16 protein-coding genes are annotated in these 16,408 nt (G+C 62.7%); 7 read left to right on the plus strand and 9 right to left on the minus strand.

The window, feature by feature from the left end:
- Window positions 1–4 precede the first annotated feature (4 nt).
- The 5 genes from relA to ABTV87_RS21805 form a co-directional block, all read right to left on the minus strand.
- Window positions 5–2,248 carry a GTP diphosphokinase gene (gene relA / locus ABTV87_RS21785; protein ID WP_007957789.1) on the minus strand — a complete coding sequence of 748 codons (2,244 nt, stop codon included), beginning with the start codon at window positions 2,246–2,248 and terminating at the stop codon, window positions 5–7.
- Between the two features lie 88 nt (window positions 2,249–2,336).
- Complete coding sequence (rlmD, locus tag ABTV87_RS21790; RefSeq protein WP_221533764.1) at window positions 2,337–3,722, minus strand: 23S rRNA (uracil(1939)-C(5))-methyltransferase RlmD; 1,386 nt, start codon at window positions 3,720–3,722, stop codon at window positions 2,337–2,339.
- Window positions 3,722–4,624, minus strand: coding sequence for a cysteine synthase CysM (cysM, locus tag ABTV87_RS21795; protein WP_045121847.1), 903 nt, complete (start codon window positions 4,622–4,624; stop codon window positions 3,722–3,724). The genes rlmD and cysM overlap by 1 nt, the downstream gene beginning before the upstream one ends.
- Window positions 4,625–4,796: 172 nt before the next feature.
- Window positions 4,797–6,221, minus strand: coding sequence for a sensor histidine kinase (locus tag ABTV87_RS21800; protein ID WP_221533763.1), 1,425 nt, complete (start codon window positions 6,219–6,221; stop codon window positions 4,797–4,799).
- Entirely contained in the window at window positions 6,208–6,930 is a 723-nt protein-coding gene (locus ABTV87_RS21805; RefSeq protein WP_433898345.1) for a response regulator transcription factor, read from the minus strand. The genes ABTV87_RS21800 and ABTV87_RS21805 overlap by 14 nt, the downstream gene beginning before the upstream one ends.
- 216 nt (window positions 6,931–7,146) lie before the next feature.
- Between ABTV87_RS21805 and ABTV87_RS21810 the strand changes: the two genes are divergently transcribed.
- Both ABTV87_RS21810 and ABTV87_RS21815 read left to right on the plus strand, forming a co-directional pair.
- Complete coding sequence (locus tag ABTV87_RS21810) at window positions 7,147–9,900, plus strand: response regulator (RefSeq protein ID WP_007957774.1); 2,754 nt, start codon at window positions 7,147–7,149, stop codon at window positions 9,898–9,900.
- 83 nt (window positions 9,901–9,983) lie between these two features.
- Window positions 9,984–10,973, plus strand: a complete 990-nt coding sequence (locus tag ABTV87_RS21815; RefSeq protein WP_085607391.1) for a 2-hydroxyacid dehydrogenase — start codon at window positions 9,984–9,986, stop codon at window positions 10,971–10,973.
- Window positions 10,974–10,983: 10 nt separating this feature from the next.
- Here ABTV87_RS21815 and ABTV87_RS21820 read toward each other — a convergent pair whose 3' ends face one another.
- Window positions 10,984–11,424, minus strand: coding sequence for a hypothetical protein (locus ABTV87_RS21820; protein ID WP_085607393.1), 441 nt, complete (start codon window positions 11,422–11,424; stop codon window positions 10,984–10,986).
- A 133-nt stretch (window positions 11,425–11,557) separates the two neighbouring features.
- On the opposite strand from ABTV87_RS21820, the gene ABTV87_RS21825 reads away from it, so the two are divergent.
- A complete protein-coding gene (locus tag ABTV87_RS21825; protein ID WP_007957770.1) occupies window positions 11,558–11,992 on the plus strand; it encodes a hypothetical protein in 435 nt (144 codons plus the stop codon).
- Window positions 11,992–12,396: an META domain-containing protein gene (locus ABTV87_RS21830; protein ID WP_007957769.1), complete on the plus strand. Its 405-nt coding sequence runs from the start codon at window positions 11,992–11,994 to the stop codon at window positions 12,394–12,396. The genes ABTV87_RS21825 and ABTV87_RS21830 overlap by 1 nt, the downstream gene beginning before the upstream one ends.
- A gap of 132 nt (window positions 12,397–12,528) precedes the next feature.
- On the opposite strand, the gene ABTV87_RS21835 is transcribed toward ABTV87_RS21830, so the two are convergent.
- Window positions 12,529–12,996, minus strand: a complete 468-nt coding sequence (locus tag ABTV87_RS21835; protein ID WP_433898346.1) for a TlpA disulfide reductase family protein — start codon at window positions 12,994–12,996, stop codon at window positions 12,529–12,531.
- 114 nt (window positions 12,997–13,110) lie between these two features.
- On the opposite strand from ABTV87_RS21835, the gene arsC reads away from it, so the two are divergent.
- From arsC to ABTV87_RS21850, 3 genes are read left to right on the plus strand one after another with little or no spacing between them, the layout of a single operon-like run.
- On the plus strand, window positions 13,111–13,464 hold the full coding sequence (gene arsC, locus ABTV87_RS21840) for an arsenate reductase (glutaredoxin) (protein ID WP_011335489.1): 354 nt from the start codon (window positions 13,111–13,113) through the stop codon (window positions 13,462–13,464).
- Window positions 13,461–14,057: an NAD(P)H:quinone oxidoreductase gene (wrbA, locus tag ABTV87_RS21845; protein ID WP_085607395.1), complete on the plus strand. Its 597-nt coding sequence runs from the start codon at window positions 13,461–13,463 to the stop codon at window positions 14,055–14,057. The genes arsC and wrbA overlap by 4 nt, the downstream gene beginning before the upstream one ends.
- A 1-nt stretch (window position 14,058) precedes the next feature.
- Complete coding sequence (locus ABTV87_RS21850) at window positions 14,059–14,484, plus strand: DUF2069 domain-containing protein (protein ID WP_085607397.1); 426 nt, start codon at window positions 14,059–14,061, stop codon at window positions 14,482–14,484.
- A gap of 129 nt (window positions 14,485–14,613) precedes the next feature.
- On the opposite strand, the gene ABTV87_RS21855 is transcribed toward ABTV87_RS21850, so the two are convergent.
- Window positions 14,614–15,288, minus strand: a complete 675-nt coding sequence (locus tag ABTV87_RS21855) for a DNA-3-methyladenine glycosylase I (protein ID WP_007957763.1) — start codon at window positions 15,286–15,288, stop codon at window positions 14,614–14,616.
- Between the two features lie 132 nt (window positions 15,289–15,420).
- Complete coding sequence (gene ttcA, locus ABTV87_RS21860; protein WP_064598661.1) at window positions 15,421–16,245, minus strand: tRNA 2-thiocytidine(32) synthetase TtcA; 825 nt, start codon at window positions 16,243–16,245, stop codon at window positions 15,421–15,423.
- Window positions 16,246–16,408: the final 163 nt, after the last annotated feature.

The raw sequence follows: 16,408 nt of genomic DNA on the forward strand, positions 1-16,408 counted from the left end.
GGTTTCATGGAGTCCGGTTACGCCGCGTTTCGATGATGTTCGGCAACTGGGAAATCCGCCCCAGCAACCGCCCCAGCGCGTCCAGACCCGGAATCTCGATGGTCAGGGACATCAGCGCAGTGTTGTCCTCCTTGTTCGAGCGGGTGTTGACCGCCAGCACGTTGATCCGCTCGTTGAGCAGCACCTGCGAAACGTCACGCAGCAGACCGGAACGGTCGTAGGCGCGGATGACGATGTCCACCGGATAGGTGAGCACCGGCACCGGGCCCCAGCTGACCTGGATGATCCGCTCCGGCTCGCGCCCGGCCAGTTGCAGCACCGAGGCGCAGTCCTGACGGTGAATGCTCACGCCACGGCCCTGGGTGATGTAGCCGACGATCGCATCGCCCGGCAACGGCTGGCAGCAGCCGGCCATCTGGGTCATCAGGTTGCCGACACCCTGGATCTGAATGTCGCCGCGCTTGCCCGGTTTGTAGCCGGTGGCCTTGCGCGGAATCAGTTCCAGCTGTTCGTTGCCGCGTTCCGGCTCGACCAGCTGTTGCGCCAGGTTGACCAGTTGCGCCAGACGCAGGTCGCCAGCCCCGAGGGCGGCGAACATGTCTTCGGCGGTTTTCATGTTGGCCTTGTCGGCCAGCTTGTCGAAATCCACCGCCGGCAGACCGAGGCGATTGAGTTCGCGTTCGAGCAGGGTCTTGCCCGCCGCGACGTTCTGGTCGCGCGCCTGCAACTTGAACCAGTGCACGATCTTCGCCCGCGCCCGGGACGTGGTGACGTAGCCCAGGTTCGGGTTCAGCCAGTCGCGGCTCGGGGTGCCGTGCTTGCTGGTGATGATCTCGACCTGCTCGCCGGTCTGCAGGCTGTAGTTGAGCGGGACGATGCGCCCGTTGATCTTCGCGCCACGGCAGTTGTGACCGATTTCGGTGTGCACGCGGTAGGCGAAGTCCAGCGGCGTCGCGCCTTTCGGCAAGTCGATGGCGTGACCGTCCGGGGTGAAGATGTAGACCCGGTCCGGCTCGATATCGACTCGCAGCTGTTCGGCGAGACCACCGATGTCGCCCAGCTCTTCGTGCCACTCGAGGACCTGACGCAGCCAGGAGATTTTCTCTTCGTAGTGGTTCGAGCCGGACTTGACGTCGGTGCCCTTGTAGCGCCAGTGCGCGCAGACGCCGAGCTCGGCCTCTTCGTGCATCGAATGGGTACGGATCTGGACTTCCAGCACCTTGCCTTCCGGACCGATCACCGCCGTGTGCAGCGAGCGGTAGCCGTTCTCTTTCGGGTTGGCGATGTAGTCGTCGAACTCTTTCGGGATGTGCCGCCACAGGGTGTGGACGATGCCGAGCGCGGTGTAGCAGTCGCGCATTTCCGGCACCAGCACGCGCACCGCACGCACGTCATAGATCTGGCTGAATTCCAGACCCTTGCGCTGCATTTTGCGCCAGATCGAATAGATGTGTTTGGCCCGGCCGCTGATGTCGGCTTCGACGCCGGTGGCCTGCAATTCGTCCTTGAGCTGGGTCATCACGTCGGCGATGAAACGCTCGCGATCCAGCCGCCGCTCGTGCAGCAGCTTGGCGATCTGTTTGTACTGATCGGGTTCCAGGTAACGGAAGGACAAGTCCTCCAGTTCCCATTTGATATGACCGATGCCGAGTCGATGCGCGAGCGGCGCATAGATGTCGAACACTTCCCGGGCGACCCGGTTACGTTTTTCGTCGTCGGCGGTTTTCACCGCGCGGATCGCGCAGGTGCGTTCGGCGAGTTTGATCAGCGCGACACGCACGTCGTCGACCATCGCCACCAGCATCTTGCGCAGGTTTTCCACCTGGCCCTGGGTGCCGAGGACCATCGACTGGCGAGGGCTGAGGCTGGCACTGATCGCCGCCATGCGCAGCACGCCGTCGATCAGCTTGGCGACCACCGGGCCGAAGCGCTGGCTGACCGCCGCGAGTTCGATCTGGCCTTCGCGCACGCCGCGATAGAGAACCGCAGCCACCAGCGAATCCTGATCGAGCTTGAGGTCGGCGAGGATCTCGGCGATCTCAAGGCCCGTGCTGAAACTGCCGCTGCCTTCGGACCAGAGATTCTTCGCCGCATTGGATTGTTGCTCGGCCTGGCGAGCGTACTCGCAGGCCTCTTTCAAGGCTTCGCGATCCAGTGCCAGATCGACACTGACCGCATGATCGAGCCAAGCCTCGAGATTGATACTGCCGTCAGTGTTGATCGGCTGGTGTGCTCTCACCTGTACCATCTTGCTTTACCTTCCCTACGACGCAGATTCAATGCGTCAAATCACTGACCTTCAATGCCCGTTCGCGCTCGCGGGGCCAATGCGAGCGCTACGGACGACCAGTCGGATCAGACGAGCCATCCTGGCTCGCTTCAAATAACGCCATGGCCTCGACATGTGCCGTCTGAGGAAACATATCGAGAATCCCGGCACGTTTTAACCGGTAGCCCTGCTTGATCAATTCGACCGTGTCGCGCGCCAGAGTTGCAGGGTTGCACGACACGTACACCAACCGTTTGGCGCCCAGGGTCGCCAGCTTGCGCACCACCTCGAAAGCACCGTCGCGCGGTGGGTCCAAGAGTACCGCAGAAAAGCCGTTTCCGATCCACTGAGCATCGGTCAAAGGCTGGGATAAATCGGCCTGAAAAAACTTTGTGTTATGCAAATTGTTGCTAGCGGCATTCGCCGCCGCGCGATCGACCATGGTCTGCACACCTTCGACCGCCACCACTTCACGCGCAGCTTTCGCCAGCGGCAGTGCGAAGTTGCCCAGACCGCAAAACAGGTCGAGCACGCGTTCATCGCTCGTCGGTTTCAACCAGTCCAGCGCTTGCGCGACCATGGCCTCGTTGACCCCGGCGTTGACCTGAATGAAATCCCCCGGCCGGTAGGCCAGTTGCAGATCCCATTGTTCCAGGCGGTAACCGAGCGACTGTGCATCATCCACCGGCTGCGGTTCGCCTTCGCCATGCAGCCAGAGTTGCGCTTCATGGAACGCGCAGAAATCCTTGAGGATCGTCAGATCAGCTTCGGACAGCGGCGCCATGTGACGCAGCAGAACGGCAAGTGACGAGCCACTGAACAATTCGACATGCCCCAGCGCCTGAGGTTTGCTCAAGCGACGAAGCATCTCCGGCAAGCGGGTCATGATCGGCTGCAAGGGCTGTACCAGCACCGGGCATTCGCTGATCGCGACGATGTCCTGGCTGCCGGCGGCACGGAAACCGACCTCAAGCTTTTTGGCTTTGCTGTCCCAGCGCACGGCGATCCGGGCGCGGCGACGGTAGCCGAATTCGGGACCGGTCAACGGCGCCGCCCACGCCTCGGGTTCGGCACCGGCGACTCGCGACAACTGCTCGGCGAGCATGCGCTGTTTCAGGGCAAGCTGTTCGTTGTGGGGCAGATGCTGAACGCTGCAACCGCCGCAGCGGCCGGCGTGCTGGCAAGGTGCTGGACGGCGCAATTCACTGGCGGTAAATACGCGCTCGGTGCGCGCCTCGACCACTTTGCCGTGGGCGCCGAGCACCCGCGCCTCGACCTCTTCACCGGCGAGGGCGCCGAGGACGAACCAGGTTTTGCCTTCAAAAAACGCGATGCCACGACCGTCATTGGCCAGGCGCTCGATGCTCAAGCGCTGCTTTTTGCCGGTCGGGATTTGCGGGGCCTTGCTGCCGCCGGTGGGCTGGAAGCGCAGGCCTCTCTCGTGCTTGGCCATCAGTTGGGCGCGTCGAAAATGCCGGTCGACAGGTAACGGTCGCCACGGTCGCAGATGATCGCGACGATCACCGCGTTTTCAACCTCTTTGGACAGGCGCAGCATCGCTGCCACTGCACCGCCCGAGGACACGCCACAAAAGATGCCTTCTTCGCGGGCCAGACGCCGGGTGACGTCTTCGGCTTCGCTTTGCGCCATGTCGACGATGCGGTCGACGCGCTCGGCCTGATAGATCTTCGGCAGGTATTCCTGCGGCCAACGGCGAATGCCGGGAATGGCCGAGCCTTCCATCGGTTGCAGGCCGACGATCTGCACGTTGTCGTTCTGCTCCTTGAGGTAGCGCGACACGCCCATGATGGTGCCGGTGGTGCCCATGGAGCTGACGAAATGGGTGATGGAGCCCTGGGTCTGACGCCAGATTTCCGGGCCGGTGGTGGTGTAGTGCGCTTCAGGATTGTCGCCGTTGGCGAACTGATCCAGCACCTTGCCACGGCCTTCGGCTTCCATCCGCTGGGCGAGATCACGAGCGCCTTCCATGCCCTCTTCCTGACTGACCAGAATCAGCTCCGCGCCGTACGCGGTCATCGCCGCTTTACGCTCGGCGCTGGAATTGTCCGGCATGATCAGGATCATCTTGTAACCCTTGATCGCGGCGGCCATCGCCAGGGCGATCCCGGTGTTGCCCGAGGTCGCTTCGATCAGCGTATCGCCTTCGTGGATCTGCCCGCGCAACTCGGCACGGGTGATCATCGACAGCGCCGGACGATCCTTGACCGAACCCGCCGGGTTGTTCCCTTCGAGCTTGAGCAAAAGGGTGTTGCTGGTGACACCGGGCAGGCGCTGCAAACGCACCAGCGGCGTGTTGCCGACGCAATCGGCGATGGTTGGGTACTGCAAGGTCATGGCGTTTTTCGCAATCCGGACTGCGGGGGCGCCTATCATACCGGCAAACCTGCGCAGGCCATATCACGCAAAGTGTGGTGCTTATGGTTTCTTGGAATAAGCAGTAAAAGTCTCACCAGTGGTGAGACTTTTTTAAAAGAGTGTCAGCAGTGCTGACACTTTCCTGTGCCGCTCACACAATCTGCGGGCGGCTCATGTCCACGGTGGGAGCTGGCTTGCCAGCGAAGACGTCGGGACTGGCAGCACTGTCATCCGCCACCAACCGCAGATTCAGTCGCAATCCCGACGGTCCGTTCTCGGCCCACAGGGTTCCGCCCTGGCGTTGCACCGCGTTCCTCGCGATGCTCAGTCCCAGACCAAATCCACCGTCCCCCGGCCGCGAGCCGTCGAGGCGGATGAAGGGCGAGAAGATCCGTTCCAGATCCGCCTCGGCCACGCCGCCGCCCTCGTCCTCCAGCCACAGGTGCCAGTAATCGCCATCTCGCCGACCGTCGAGCCGCACGATGCCGCCGGGTGGCGAATGGCGAATGGCGTTGCGCAGGATGTTTTCCAGGGCCTGGGCCAGGGTGTTGAGATTGCCGCGTACCCAGCAGGAAGCTTCCACCCCGCACTGCAACTGCCCGACCGGACAACAGCTTTCGTAGCAGGCGTTTTCGGTGAGCATTTCCCACAGCGCCTGAACCTGGATCGCTTCGTCCGGCAACGGTGCGCGTTCGGTGTCGAGCCAGGCCAGTTGCAGGGTGTCTTCCACCAATCGCTGCATCACGTCGACTTCGCGACCGATGCGCTCGCGCAACGGTTGCAGTTGCTGCTCGCTTTCGCTGGCGACCCGCAACCGGCTCAGAGGCGTGCGCAGTTCGTGGGACAGGTCGCGCAGCAGTTGCTGTTGCAGGGCCACAGTGGATTGCAGGCGTTCGGACATCGAGTCGAAGGCACGGGCCAGTTCACCGAGTTCATCGGGGCGCTGGGTGATGCCGCTCGACAACCGCACATTCAATTGATCGGCGCGCCAGGCATTGGCCTGCTCGCGCAGATTGTTCAGCGGCACCACCAGCAGGCGATACAGGCCGACGCACAGCAGCAAGGTGAACAGACCGGGAATCACACCGTTGGTGATGACCCGCCAGAACACCCGGTATTTGCCTGGCAGGAATCGCTCAGGCAACTCGATGACCAGACTGCCGGCCGTCGGGTCAATGGGGAACGGTACGCGCAACCACGGCCGGCCCTTTTTGTGAATCGGCCAGTCGAGGCCTCGCAGGAAGGTCAGGTGCTGAAGCTCCTGAGCATTCAACGGCTGGCTGCCCAGCGACTGCAGATTGCCGCCGATCACGCCGACCCAGCCGGCCTCGCGCAACTCCATGCTCTGCAACCAGCTATCGATGCCGTCACGCTCGCCCTGCTGCCAGGCGCGCTCGGCCTCGGCGGCATAACGGCTCAGGGTGCGACGGGCGTCGTCGGAGAGGAACTGGTTGCGCTGTTCCATGTAACGGCCCCAGGACCAGCTCAGCCAGATCATCAGCAGACAGAACGCCACCAGCAGACAAGCGAGTTTCCAGAACAGCGAGTGCCGGCCCGGCAGGTCAGACACTTTCATCGACGGCACTCAGGACGTAACCCTTGCCCCACACCGTGCGCACTTCCCGCTCGGTGTAGCCGACCGACTTGAGTTTGCGACGGATCTGGCTGATGTGCATGTCGAGGCTGCGGTCATGGGCCGCATAACCGCGCTGAAGAACGTGCTGATAAAGGAAGGCCTTGCTCAGCACTTCCTCGTCGTTGCGATTGAGGGTTTCCAGCAGACGGTATTCGCTGCGAGTCAGGCCGGCGGGCTGGTCGAGGTAGAACACGTCGCACTGCTCGTCGTCGAAACGCAGCCCGCCGACCGGCACTACCGGGGTGACGGCAGCCGGACGACGGTCGAGGGCGACCCGGCGCAGGATCGCTTCGATCCGCACATGCAGCTCGGCCATGCTGAAGGGTTTGGGCAGGTAGTCGTCGGCGCCGAGGCGGAACCCGCTGATGCGGTCGGCTTCGGCACCGAGGGCTGACATCAGCAACACCGGCGTGGAATGGCTCTGACGCAGTTGGGTCAGGAGATTCAATCCGTCGAGCCCCGGCAACAGAATGTCCATCAACACCACGTCGAACGGCTGGCGCCGGGCGATGCTCAGGCCTTCACTGCCGTTCTGGCACCAGGTGACCTGGAAGCCGCTGCGGCCCAGTTGCTCATGGACATAGGCACCGAGGACGGGATCGTCTTCGATGGAAAGAATGCGGGGCTGGCCAATAGAGACAGGAGTCATGACTATCTGCAAATAATTCTCAGTTGGGCGATTATTCAAGATTGCCCGGCGCCCGGCAACCCAAGCTTGACCTGTCGGACAGATGACCGCTCCCCAAGCGAAGGACGACGACATCATTTTTCCCAAGATTGCCCGCAAGCAAATCGCTACACTGCGCCGATACCGCGTGCCGGACGCACGTGTGAGTCAACGATCAGCGGGATGCAGGAGAAAGGCGTGCTCAAGAAACTGGGAATCAAAGGTCGCGTATTGTTGCTGACCCTGTTGCCGACCAGCCTGATGGCACTGGTGCTGGGCGGGTATTTCACCTGGACGCAGCAGTCCGACCTGCAAACCCAACTGATGCAGCGCGGCGAAATGATCGCCGAGCAACTGGCTCCGCTGGTGGCACCGGCCATGGGCCACGGCGATGCCGAACTGCTTGAGCGCATCGCCACCCAGTCCCTCGAACAACCGGACGTGCGCGCCGTCACCTTCCTCGCGCCCGACCGCACTCCCCTCGCCCACGCCGGCCCGACCATGCTCAATCAGGCGCCGAGCGGCGACAGCGCGCACTTGCTGCGACGCAGCGGCAACGATGCCACGCGCTATCTGCTGCCGGTCTTCGGCAAACACCGCAACCTTGCCGGCGAGCTGATCCCGCAAGAGTCCGACCGCCTGCTCGGCTGGGTCGAACTGGAGCTGTCGCACAACGGCATGTTGTTGCGCGGCTATCGAAGCCTGTTCGCCAGCCTGCTGCTGATCGGCGCGGGACTGGCCGGCGCCGCGTTGCTGGCCTTGCGCATGGGCCGCACAATCAACCGCCCGCTGAGCCAGATCAAACAGGCCGTCGCGCAGCTCAAGGACGGTCACCTGGAAACCCGTCTGCCACCGCTGGGCAGTCAGGAACTGGATGAACTTGCGTCCGGCATCAACCGCATGGCCGGCACCCTGCAAAACGCCCGCGAAGAATTGCAGCACAGCGTCGATCAGGCCACCGAAGACGTGCGCCAGAACCTGGAAACCATCGAGATCCAGAACATCGAGCTGGACCTGGCCCGCAAGGAAGCGCTGGAAGCGAGCCGGATCAAATCCGAATTCCTCGCCAACATGAGCCATGAAATCCGCACGCCGCTCAACGGCATTCTCGGTTTCACCCATCTGTTGCAGAAAAGCGAGCTGACCCCGCGCCAGCTCGACTACCTGGGCACCATCGAAAAATCCGCCGACAGCCTGCTGGGAATCATCAACGAGATCCTCGATTTCTCGAAGATCGAGGCCGGCAAACTGGTGCTCGACCATATCCCGTTCAACCTGCGCGACCTGTTGCAGGACACCCTGACCATCCTCGCCCCCGCTGCCCACGCCAAGCAGCTGGAACTGGTGAGTCTGGTGTACCGCGACACGCCGTTGTCGCTGGTCGGCGATCCGCTGCGGCTCAAGCAGATCCTGACCAACCTGGTGAGCAACGCGATCAAGTTCACCCGCGAAGGCACCATCGTCGCCCGCGCCATGCTCGAAGAAGAAAACGACGACAGCGTGCAGTTGCGCATCAGCATTCAGGACACCGGCATCGGTTTGTCGAACCAGGACGTGCGCGCGTTGTTCCAGGCGTTCAGCCAGGCCGACAACTCGCTGTCGCGCCAACCCGGCGGCACCGGTCTGGGGCTGGTGATTTCCAAGCGTCTGATCGAGCAGATGGGCGGCGAGATCGGCGTCGACAGCACGCCGGGGGAAGGCTCGGAATTCTGGATCAGCCTGAACCTGCCCAAGACCCGCGACGACGCCGAAGACCTGCCTTCCGCGCCGTTGCTCGGGCGCCGGGTGGCGGTGCTGGAAAACCACGAACTGGCGCGTCAGGCCCTGCAGCATCAACTGGAAGACTGCGGCCTCGACGTCACGCCGTTCAATACCCTGGAAAGCCTGACCAATGGCGTTACCGGCGCCCATCAGACCGAACAGGCCATCGATCTGGCCGTGCTCGGTATCACCAGCAACGACATGCCGCCGGAACGCCTCAACCAGCACATCTGGGACCTTGAACACCTCGGTTGCCGGGTGCTGGTGTTGTGCCCGACCACCGAGCTGACGCTGTATCACCTGTCGGTGCCCAACCCTCACAGTCAGCTGCAATCGAAACCGGCCTGCACCCGCAAACTGCGCCGGGCCTTGTCGGACATGGTCAACCCGCGCCAGCCGCGCAGCGAACCGGGCGAACCGTTGTCGAGCCGCGCGCCGAAAGTGCTGTGCGTCGATGACAATCCGGCCAACCTGTTGCTGGTGCAGACGCTGCTCGAAGACATGGGCGCCAAGGTGCTGGCCGTGGAAAGCGGTTACGCGGCGGTCAAAGCGGTACAGAACGAAACCTTCGATCTGGTGCTGATGGACGTGCAGATGCCCGGCATGGACGGACGCCAAAGCACCGAAACGATTCGCCAGTGGGAAAGCGAGCGGCACTGCACGCCGTTGCCGATCGTCGCCCTCACCGCCCACGCCATGGCCAATGAAAAACGCGCGCTGCTGCAAAGCGGCATGGACGACTACCTGACCAAGCCGATCAGCGAGCGGCAACTGGCGCAGGTGGTGCTGAAGTGGACTGGGCTGGCGTTGCGCAATCAGGCGCCGGACCGTGGCGGCGAAAGTCTGCTGGGCAATCAGGAACTGCCGATACTCGATCACGAGGAAGGTCTGCGCCTGGCTGCCGGCAAGGCGGATCTGGCGGCGGACATGCTGGCGATGCTGCTGGCCTCGCTCGAGGCCGACCGCGAAGCCATCCGCACCGCCCGCGACAATCAGGATCAGAACAGCCTGCTCGAACGGGTGCATCGTCTGCATGGTGCAACTCGCTATTGCGGTGTGCCGCAATTGCGCGCCGCCTGCCAGCGCAGCGAAACCCTGCTCAAGCAGCAGGATCCCAAGGCCTCGACCGCGCTGGACGAGCTGGAGCGGGCGATCAATCGTCTGGCGGCCCAGGCCAAGATCAGCGCCTGATCCACGGCAATGCCGGTCAACGCCGACGCAGCTAAAGTTGTCGCGGGTGATTTGCGCCCGCGTCGATGCTCCAGGAGGATTTCATGCGCACGATCGTTTTCAGCAGCCAGACCTACGACCGCGACAGTTTCCTCGCCGCCGACTGCCCGGCCGGGATCGAACTGCACTTCCAGTCAGCCCGGCTCAGCCTCGATACCGCAGCGCTGGCCGAACATCACGAGGTGGTCTGCGCGTTCATCAACGATGACCTGAGCGCCCCGGTGCTCGAACGTCTGGCGGCCGGCGGCACACGCCTGATCGCCTTGCGTTCGGCCGGCTACAACCATGTGGATCTGGCCGTCGCCAAACGTCTGGGGTTGGCCGTCGTGCGCGTACCGGCCTACTCGCCCCATGCGGTAGCCGAGCATGCGGTGGCGTTGATCCTCGCCCTCAACCGGCGCTTGCATCGCGCCTACAACCGCACCCGCGAAGGCGATTTCAGCCTGCACGGGCTTACCGGTTTCGATCTGGTGGGCAAAACCGTCGGCATCGTCGGCACCGGACAGATCGGCGCGACCTTTGCGAAGATCATGCACGGTTTCGGCTGTGAACTGCTGGCTTACGACCCTTATCCGAACCCTGCCGTCGAAGCCTTGGGCGCCCGTTACCTGAGCCTGCCGGACCTGCTGGCGCAAGCGCGGATCATCAGTCTGCACTGTCCGCTCAACGAACAGAGCAGACACCTGATCAACCGCGATTCGCTGGCGCACATGCAACCGGGGGCGATGCTGATCAACACCGGGCGCGGCGGTCTGGTGGACACGCCGGCGCTGATCGACGCCCTGAAGGACGGCCAGCTCGGTTATCTGGGACTGGATGTGTATGAAGAGGAAGCGCAGCTGTTTTTCGAGGACCGTTCCGACCTGCCGCTACAGGACGACGTGCTGGCGCGGCTGCTGACGTTCCCGAATGTGATCGTCACCGCGCATCAGGCATTCCTGACCCATGAGGCGCTGGGCGCGATTGCCGCGACCACCTTGCACAACATCGCGACCTGGGCGGCAGGTACGCCGCAGAACCAGGTCGAAGGCTGAGGGATCGGACTCAGACCGGGGGCGGCGTCGGGGTAATCGCCACGCACAGGATCAACAGCGCCAGCCAGCCGAACCCCAGCAAACGTTGCTTGAGGGAGTGGCCGCTGCGCAGCAGGAACCAGACAAACACCAGCGGCATCAGAAACGCCATGATCTTCAGCCAGCCTTCCACCGGGCGCGAACCGTCCGGGTTCAACACCGGTTCGACAGGCTGCGAACGACGGCGTCGCCCCGCCGCGGCCGGCATGATCTTCGGCCGCTCGGGGGCCGGCGGCGGAACGAAGGCCTCGGGCACGGCCTTGTTGCGCGGCAGGCTGCCAAAGGAAATCGTCGACGCGCCCTTTTCGGCGTGAGGAGCCTGTGCATCTGCCAGCGGAGCCCCGCAATGAATGCACGCCGTGGCTTCGGAGCTGATGCTCCGCTTGCATTCATAACATTCGATCAACGCCATGTTCCGTTCCTTGAAAATGAAGGCGGCAGTTTGCCACGACTGCGGTGTCGATTTGAACCGGATCGAAGGTCGCACGCGCGCATCATTCTGCAATCAAGCCCGTGCTAGCATGTCGCGCATATTTGGAGGACCCATGGTCGAACACGATTTCCGCTACACCCTGATGAACCCGCAACACACCCTCACCGAATGCCGCGCCCTCGTACCGGGCCGTTATCAGGTCACCGGCAACGGTGGCTCGATCCGCATCGGCGACGTGCTGGTCGTGACCCTCAAAGGCAGCAAGGACTTGTCCATGCGCCTGACCGTCGACACTGTCCGCCACCTGATCAACCCGCCGGGTCAATGGACTGCCATGACCACCGGCCCGGTGTTCGGTGAACTGGCGATCCACACCTGGCAGGTCAACTGCGACAGCTGCGCCAAGGAGCTGAGCTTCGAATTCGCGGTGGACGCCAAACTGGGCAAGCCTGCGGAAAAACCGGCCGCCACGGCACGCATCGCGGAACTGGGCTGGAAAGCCGTCGGCGACAAGCACCTGTGCCCGAAATGCCAGGAGCCGGCGTGATGAAACACCTGGCCCTGACCGCCGCTGTCGGCGCCGGCCTGATGGGTTGCGCCGCGGAGCCTGTGCAACTGCAACAGAACCGCAGCTACATTCTGGAATGGATCGGCGAACGTCCGCTGATGGACTACAGCCACCTGACCGTGACCCTCGGCGATGATGGCCGGGCGTACGGTAATGGCGGCTGCAACCACTGGTTCGCGCCGTACACCCTGGAAGGCGACAAGCTGAGCTTCGGCAAGATCGGCAAGACCCGCAAACTCTGCGCACCGGCGCTGATGGAGCAGGAGCAACGCTTCCTCCAGGCCCTGGAGCATGTGGAGCGCTGGGACATCTCGCCGATCGAGCAGATGCGTTTCTGGCCTGCCGAAGGCAAGCCGTTGCGCTGGTGGCTGGAAGAAGGCTGATCCTGCTGCACTGAATGATCGTTCCCACGCTCTGCGTGGGAATGCATCCCGTGACGCTCTGCGTCACAGCGGACGCGGAGCGTCCGGGGCGGCGTTCCCACGCAGAGCGTGGGAACGATCATAAAGGGCGAATCAGTTGGTAGCCTGCAACGCCTCAAGCTTCGCCATCACCCCCGCCGCCGTCTGCTCACCCATCAACTGCTCCCGCACCTTGCCCTTGTTGTCGATGATGTAAGTCACCGGCAAGGCTTCACTGCGCGGCAGTTCGAACAATTCCGACGGATCCTGCGCCAGCACGGTGAACTTGATGCCCAGTTTTTCGCTGGCGCTCTTCAGCGCTTCACCCTGCACGTTGTCGAAGTTGACCCCGAACACGCCGATCTTCTTGCCCTTGAGCTCGTCGGCCAGGTGATTGAGTTCCGGGATTTCCGTGCGGCACGGGCCGCACCATTCGGCCCAGTAGTTGAGCACGACCCATTGTTTGTCGAGGCGCTCGGACGCCACTTTCTGCCCGTTCTGGTCGATGCCGTAGTCGTTACCGCAGCCCCCCAGCATCAACGCCCCGATGATCGTCAATGCCGCTGCCAGTGCGCGTGTCATGTCGTGTTCCTTGTGAAAAATTGAATGCGCCTGCGACCCATCGCCTCCCAAGGTTCTGGATTGCGCGCTGCACAGTTAGAATAGCCGCCACTCTACGCAAGAAGCGACCCGCCCATGACCGATCTGACGCTTTATCACAACCCGCGCTGCTCGAAATCCCGCGGTGCGCTCGAACTGCTCGAAGCCCGAGGCCTGACGCCGAACGTGGTGCGCTACCTCGAAACCCCGCTGGACGCCGCGCAGATCAAGGCCTTGCTCGGCAAGCTGGGAATCAGTGCACGGCAACTGCTGCGCACCGGCGAAGACGAGTACAAGACCCTGAACCTGGCCGACGCCAGTCTCACCGAGAAACAATTGATTGAAGCGATCGCGGCGCATCCGAAGCTGATGGAGCGACCGATTCTCGAAGCCGGCGACAAAGCCGTCATCGGCCGTCCACCGGAGCAGATCCTGGAGCTGTTGCCGTGAGTACGCCGTACATTCTGGTTCTGTATTACAGCCGCAGCGGTTCGACCAACGAGATGGCCCGGCAGATCGCCCGTGGCGTCGAGCAGGCCGGCCTCGAAGCGCGACTGCGCACCGTGCCGGCGATCTCCACCGAGTGCGAAGCCGTGGCGCCGGACATTCCGGATGAAGGAGCGCTGTACGCCACGCTGGATGACCTGAAGAACTGCGCCGGCCTGGCCCTCGGCAGCCCGACCCGTTTCGGCAACATGGCCGCGCCGCTCAAGTACTTCCTCGACGGCACCAGCAACCTGTGGCTGACCGGCGCGCTGGTCGGCAAACCGGCCGGGGTGTTCACCTCCACCGCCAGCCTGCACGGCGGTCAGGAAACCACCCTGCTGTCGATGATGCTGCCGCTGCTGCACCACGGCATGCTGATCACCGGCCTGCCTTACAGCGAATCGGCGCTGCTGGAAACCCAGGGCGGCGGCACGCCGTACGGTGCCAGCCATCACGCCGGGGCCGACGGTAAAAGCGGTCTCGATCAACACGAAGTGGCGCTGTGCCGCGCCCTCGGCGCACGCTTGGCCAAGACGGCCCAGAAACTGGGGAACTGAGATGGCCAGAAAGCCGAAAGTCCTGCCCGCCGTCGAATGGCTCGAGCCACGGGTGCGGGCCATGCGGGTGATCAGTCTGCTGTGCTTTTTCGGCCTGGCCGGACTGCTCGCCGCGTATTACCTGGTGTTCGCCGACCTGCACGGCGCGCGGCCGTGGGTGATTCTGCTGATCGAGCTGATCCCGTGGATCGTGCTCGCACCGGGCATGATCATGGGCAGCGCACGCGGGCATTCATGGATGTGCTTTGTGGTGAATCTGTATTTCATCAAGGGCGCACTGGCCGCGTATGACCCGAGCCGGCAGCTGTTTGGCGTGCTGGAGATGATCGCCAGTCTGGCGGTGTTCTGCTCGGCGCTGTTGTATGTGCGGTGGCGGTATCAGTTGAATCGCAAACTGGCGGGCGAAGGCAAAATCTCCGTCGCCTGACTGCGCTCCAACTCCAAGATCGTTCCCACGCTCCGCGTGGGAATGCATAAAGAGACGCTCCGCGTCTCAGGGACGCAGAGCGTCCCGGGCGGCATTCCCACGCAGAGCGTGGGAACGATCACCCTGGACTCAATGATTCACGGTATACGCCAGCATCATCGAAATCTGGCTCATCGGCCGCCCACCACTCTCTTCATGCCACTGGTTGAACGCGTTCTGCACCGTCGCCAGATCCCGCAGACTGCTCGGCACCTTGTCGACGATCTTTTGTGCGTTCAGCGCCGCGACCACGTCGTAGCTCGGCACAAACGTGTCCTTGCCAACCATCCGCAAAAACCGAGGCGCCGACAGCCCGCCCAATTGATGGCCGTGCTTTTTCAGGTACGTCCACAGGCCGACGATATCGGTCACCGGCCAGTCGGCAATCAACGCGCCGAAGCTGCCCTTCTCTTTCTCGACATCCAGAATGAACTGCGCATTGCGCGGCACGCTCTTGAGCTTGCCCAGGTGACGGATGATCCGCGCATCCTGCATCAGCCGCTCAAGGTGTTCGGCGCTCATCAGCACGACCTTTTCCGGGTCGAACTTGAAAAACACTTCCTCGAAGGCCGGCCACTTGGCATCCACCAGGCTGTGCTTGAGCCCGGCACGGAACACCCGCAGGGCCATGGTCGAGAGGTAACGGTCGTCGCTGATCTTGCGCAGTTGCGCCGGGGTCTTGGGAACGGGCAGATGGGCTTCCAGTTCAGCCGCCGAACCGAAGCGGTTCAGACAGTATTCGTGCAGCCACTTGTAGTCGCGCATGCCCTCTCCTTTTGAATGAAACGAAAAACCAATGTGGGAGCGGGCTTGCTCGCGAAGACTGAGTGTCAGTCGACTCATGCATCGACTGGTACGCCGCCTTCGCGAGCAAGCCCGCTCCCACTTGGATTGTGTTTACAGGTTTACGACGTTGACGAATCGCGAAGCGGCGGTCTCATCAATCTTCAGGCTGGTGAAGTCAAACAGGTTACGGTCAGCCAGTTGCGACGGGATCACGTTCTGCAGGCTGCGGAAGATGCTTTCGGTACGGCCCGGGGTCTTGCGCTCCCAGTCCACCAGCATTTCCTTGACCACCTGACGCTGCAGGTTTTCCTGGGAACCGCAGAGGTTGCACGGGATGATCGGGAATTGCTTGAAGTCCGAGTAGGCCTGGATGTCTTTCTCGTTGCAGTAGGCCAGTGGACGGATCACCACGTTGCGGCCGTCGTCGGCGCGCAGCTTCGGCGGCATGGCCTTGAGGCTGCCGTTGAAGAACATGTTGAGGAAGAACGTCTCGACGATGTCGTCGCGGTGATGACCGAGGGCCATTTTGGTCGCGCCGATTTCGTCGGCGAAGGTGTACAGCGTGCCGCGACGCAGGCGCGAGCACAGCGAGCAGGTGGTCTTGCCTTCCGGGATCAGCTCCTTCACCACCGAGTAGGTGTCCTTCTCGACGATGTGGTACTCGATGCCAAGCTCTTTCAGGTAAGCAGGCAGCACGTGCTCGGGGAAGCCCGGTTGCTTCTGGTCCATGTTCACGGCGACGATCTCGAACTTGATCGGTGCAACCTTCTGCAGGTGCATCAGCACGTCGAGCATGGTGTAGCTGTCCTTGCCCCCGGACAGGCAGACCATGACCTTGTCGCCGTCTTCGATCATGTTGAAGTCGGTGACGGCTTCGCCGGCCAGGCGGCGCAGGCGCTTTTGCAGTTTGTTCTGGTTGACCGTAAGAGTGCCCATGACGCGAAATCCGTGAGGTGTGACGAAAGGCGGGCATTTTACGCAAAAACACTTGGCTTGTGGCCACAGGTTGTCGCCGCTTGCAGCGCCCGTCTGCACAGACCCCGACGCGATTACCCCGAGGTTTTACAGCGCGATTTGCTCTAAGCCCCTATCACCTGTG

Origin of the sequence: Pseudomonas sp. PSE1(2024) (genome assembly GCF_050990555.1) — a bacterium.
Taxonomy (GTDB): domain Bacteria; phylum Pseudomonadota; class Gammaproteobacteria; order Pseudomonadales; family Pseudomonadaceae; genus Aquipseudomonas; species Aquipseudomonas aphyarum.

Coding starts and splice junctions, on each gene's coding strand:
- relA (WP_007957789.1), bottom strand. CDS start 2,248: ATGGTACAGGTGAGAGCACACCAGCCGATCAACACTGACGGCAGTATC.
- rlmD (WP_221533764.1), bottom strand. CDS start 3,722: ATGGCCAAGCACGAGAGAGGCCTGCGCTTCCAGCCCACCGGCGGCAGC.
- cysM (WP_045121847.1), bottom strand. CDS start 4,624: ATGACCTTGCAGTACCCAACCATCGCCGATTGCGTCGGCAACACGCCG.
- ABTV87_RS21800 (WP_221533763.1), bottom strand. CDS start 6,221: ATGAAAGTGTCTGACCTGCCGGGCCGGCACTCGCTGTTCTGGAAACTC.
- ABTV87_RS21805 (WP_433898345.1), bottom strand. CDS start 6,930: ATGACTCCTGTCTCTATTGGCCAGCCCCGCATTCTTTCCATCGAAGAC.
- ABTV87_RS21815 (WP_085607391.1), top strand. CDS start 9,984: ATGCGCACGATCGTTTTCAGCAGCCAGACCTACGACCGCGACAGTTTC.
- ABTV87_RS21820 (WP_085607393.1), bottom strand. CDS start 11,424: ATGGCGTTGATCGAATGTTATGAATGCAAGCGGAGCATCAGCTCCGAA.
- ABTV87_RS21825 (WP_007957770.1), top strand. CDS start 11,558: ATGGTCGAACACGATTTCCGCTACACCCTGATGAACCCGCAACACACC.
- ABTV87_RS21830 (WP_007957769.1), top strand. CDS start 11,992: ATGAAACACCTGGCCCTGACCGCCGCTGTCGGCGCCGGCCTGATGGGT.
- ABTV87_RS21835 (WP_433898346.1), bottom strand. CDS start 12,996: ATGACACGCGCACTGGCAGCGGCATTGACGATCATCGGGGCGTTGATG.
- arsC (WP_011335489.1), top strand. CDS start 13,111: ATGACCGATCTGACGCTTTATCACAACCCGCGCTGCTCGAAATCCCGC.
- ABTV87_RS21850 (WP_085607397.1), top strand. CDS start 14,059: ATGGCCAGAAAGCCGAAAGTCCTGCCCGCCGTCGAATGGCTCGAGCCA.
- ABTV87_RS21855 (WP_007957763.1), bottom strand. CDS start 15,288: ATGCGCGACTACAAGTGGCTGCACGAATACTGTCTGAACCGCTTCGGT.
- ttcA (WP_064598661.1), bottom strand. CDS start 16,245: ATGGGCACTCTTACGGTCAACCAGAACAAACTGCAAAAGCGCCTGCGC.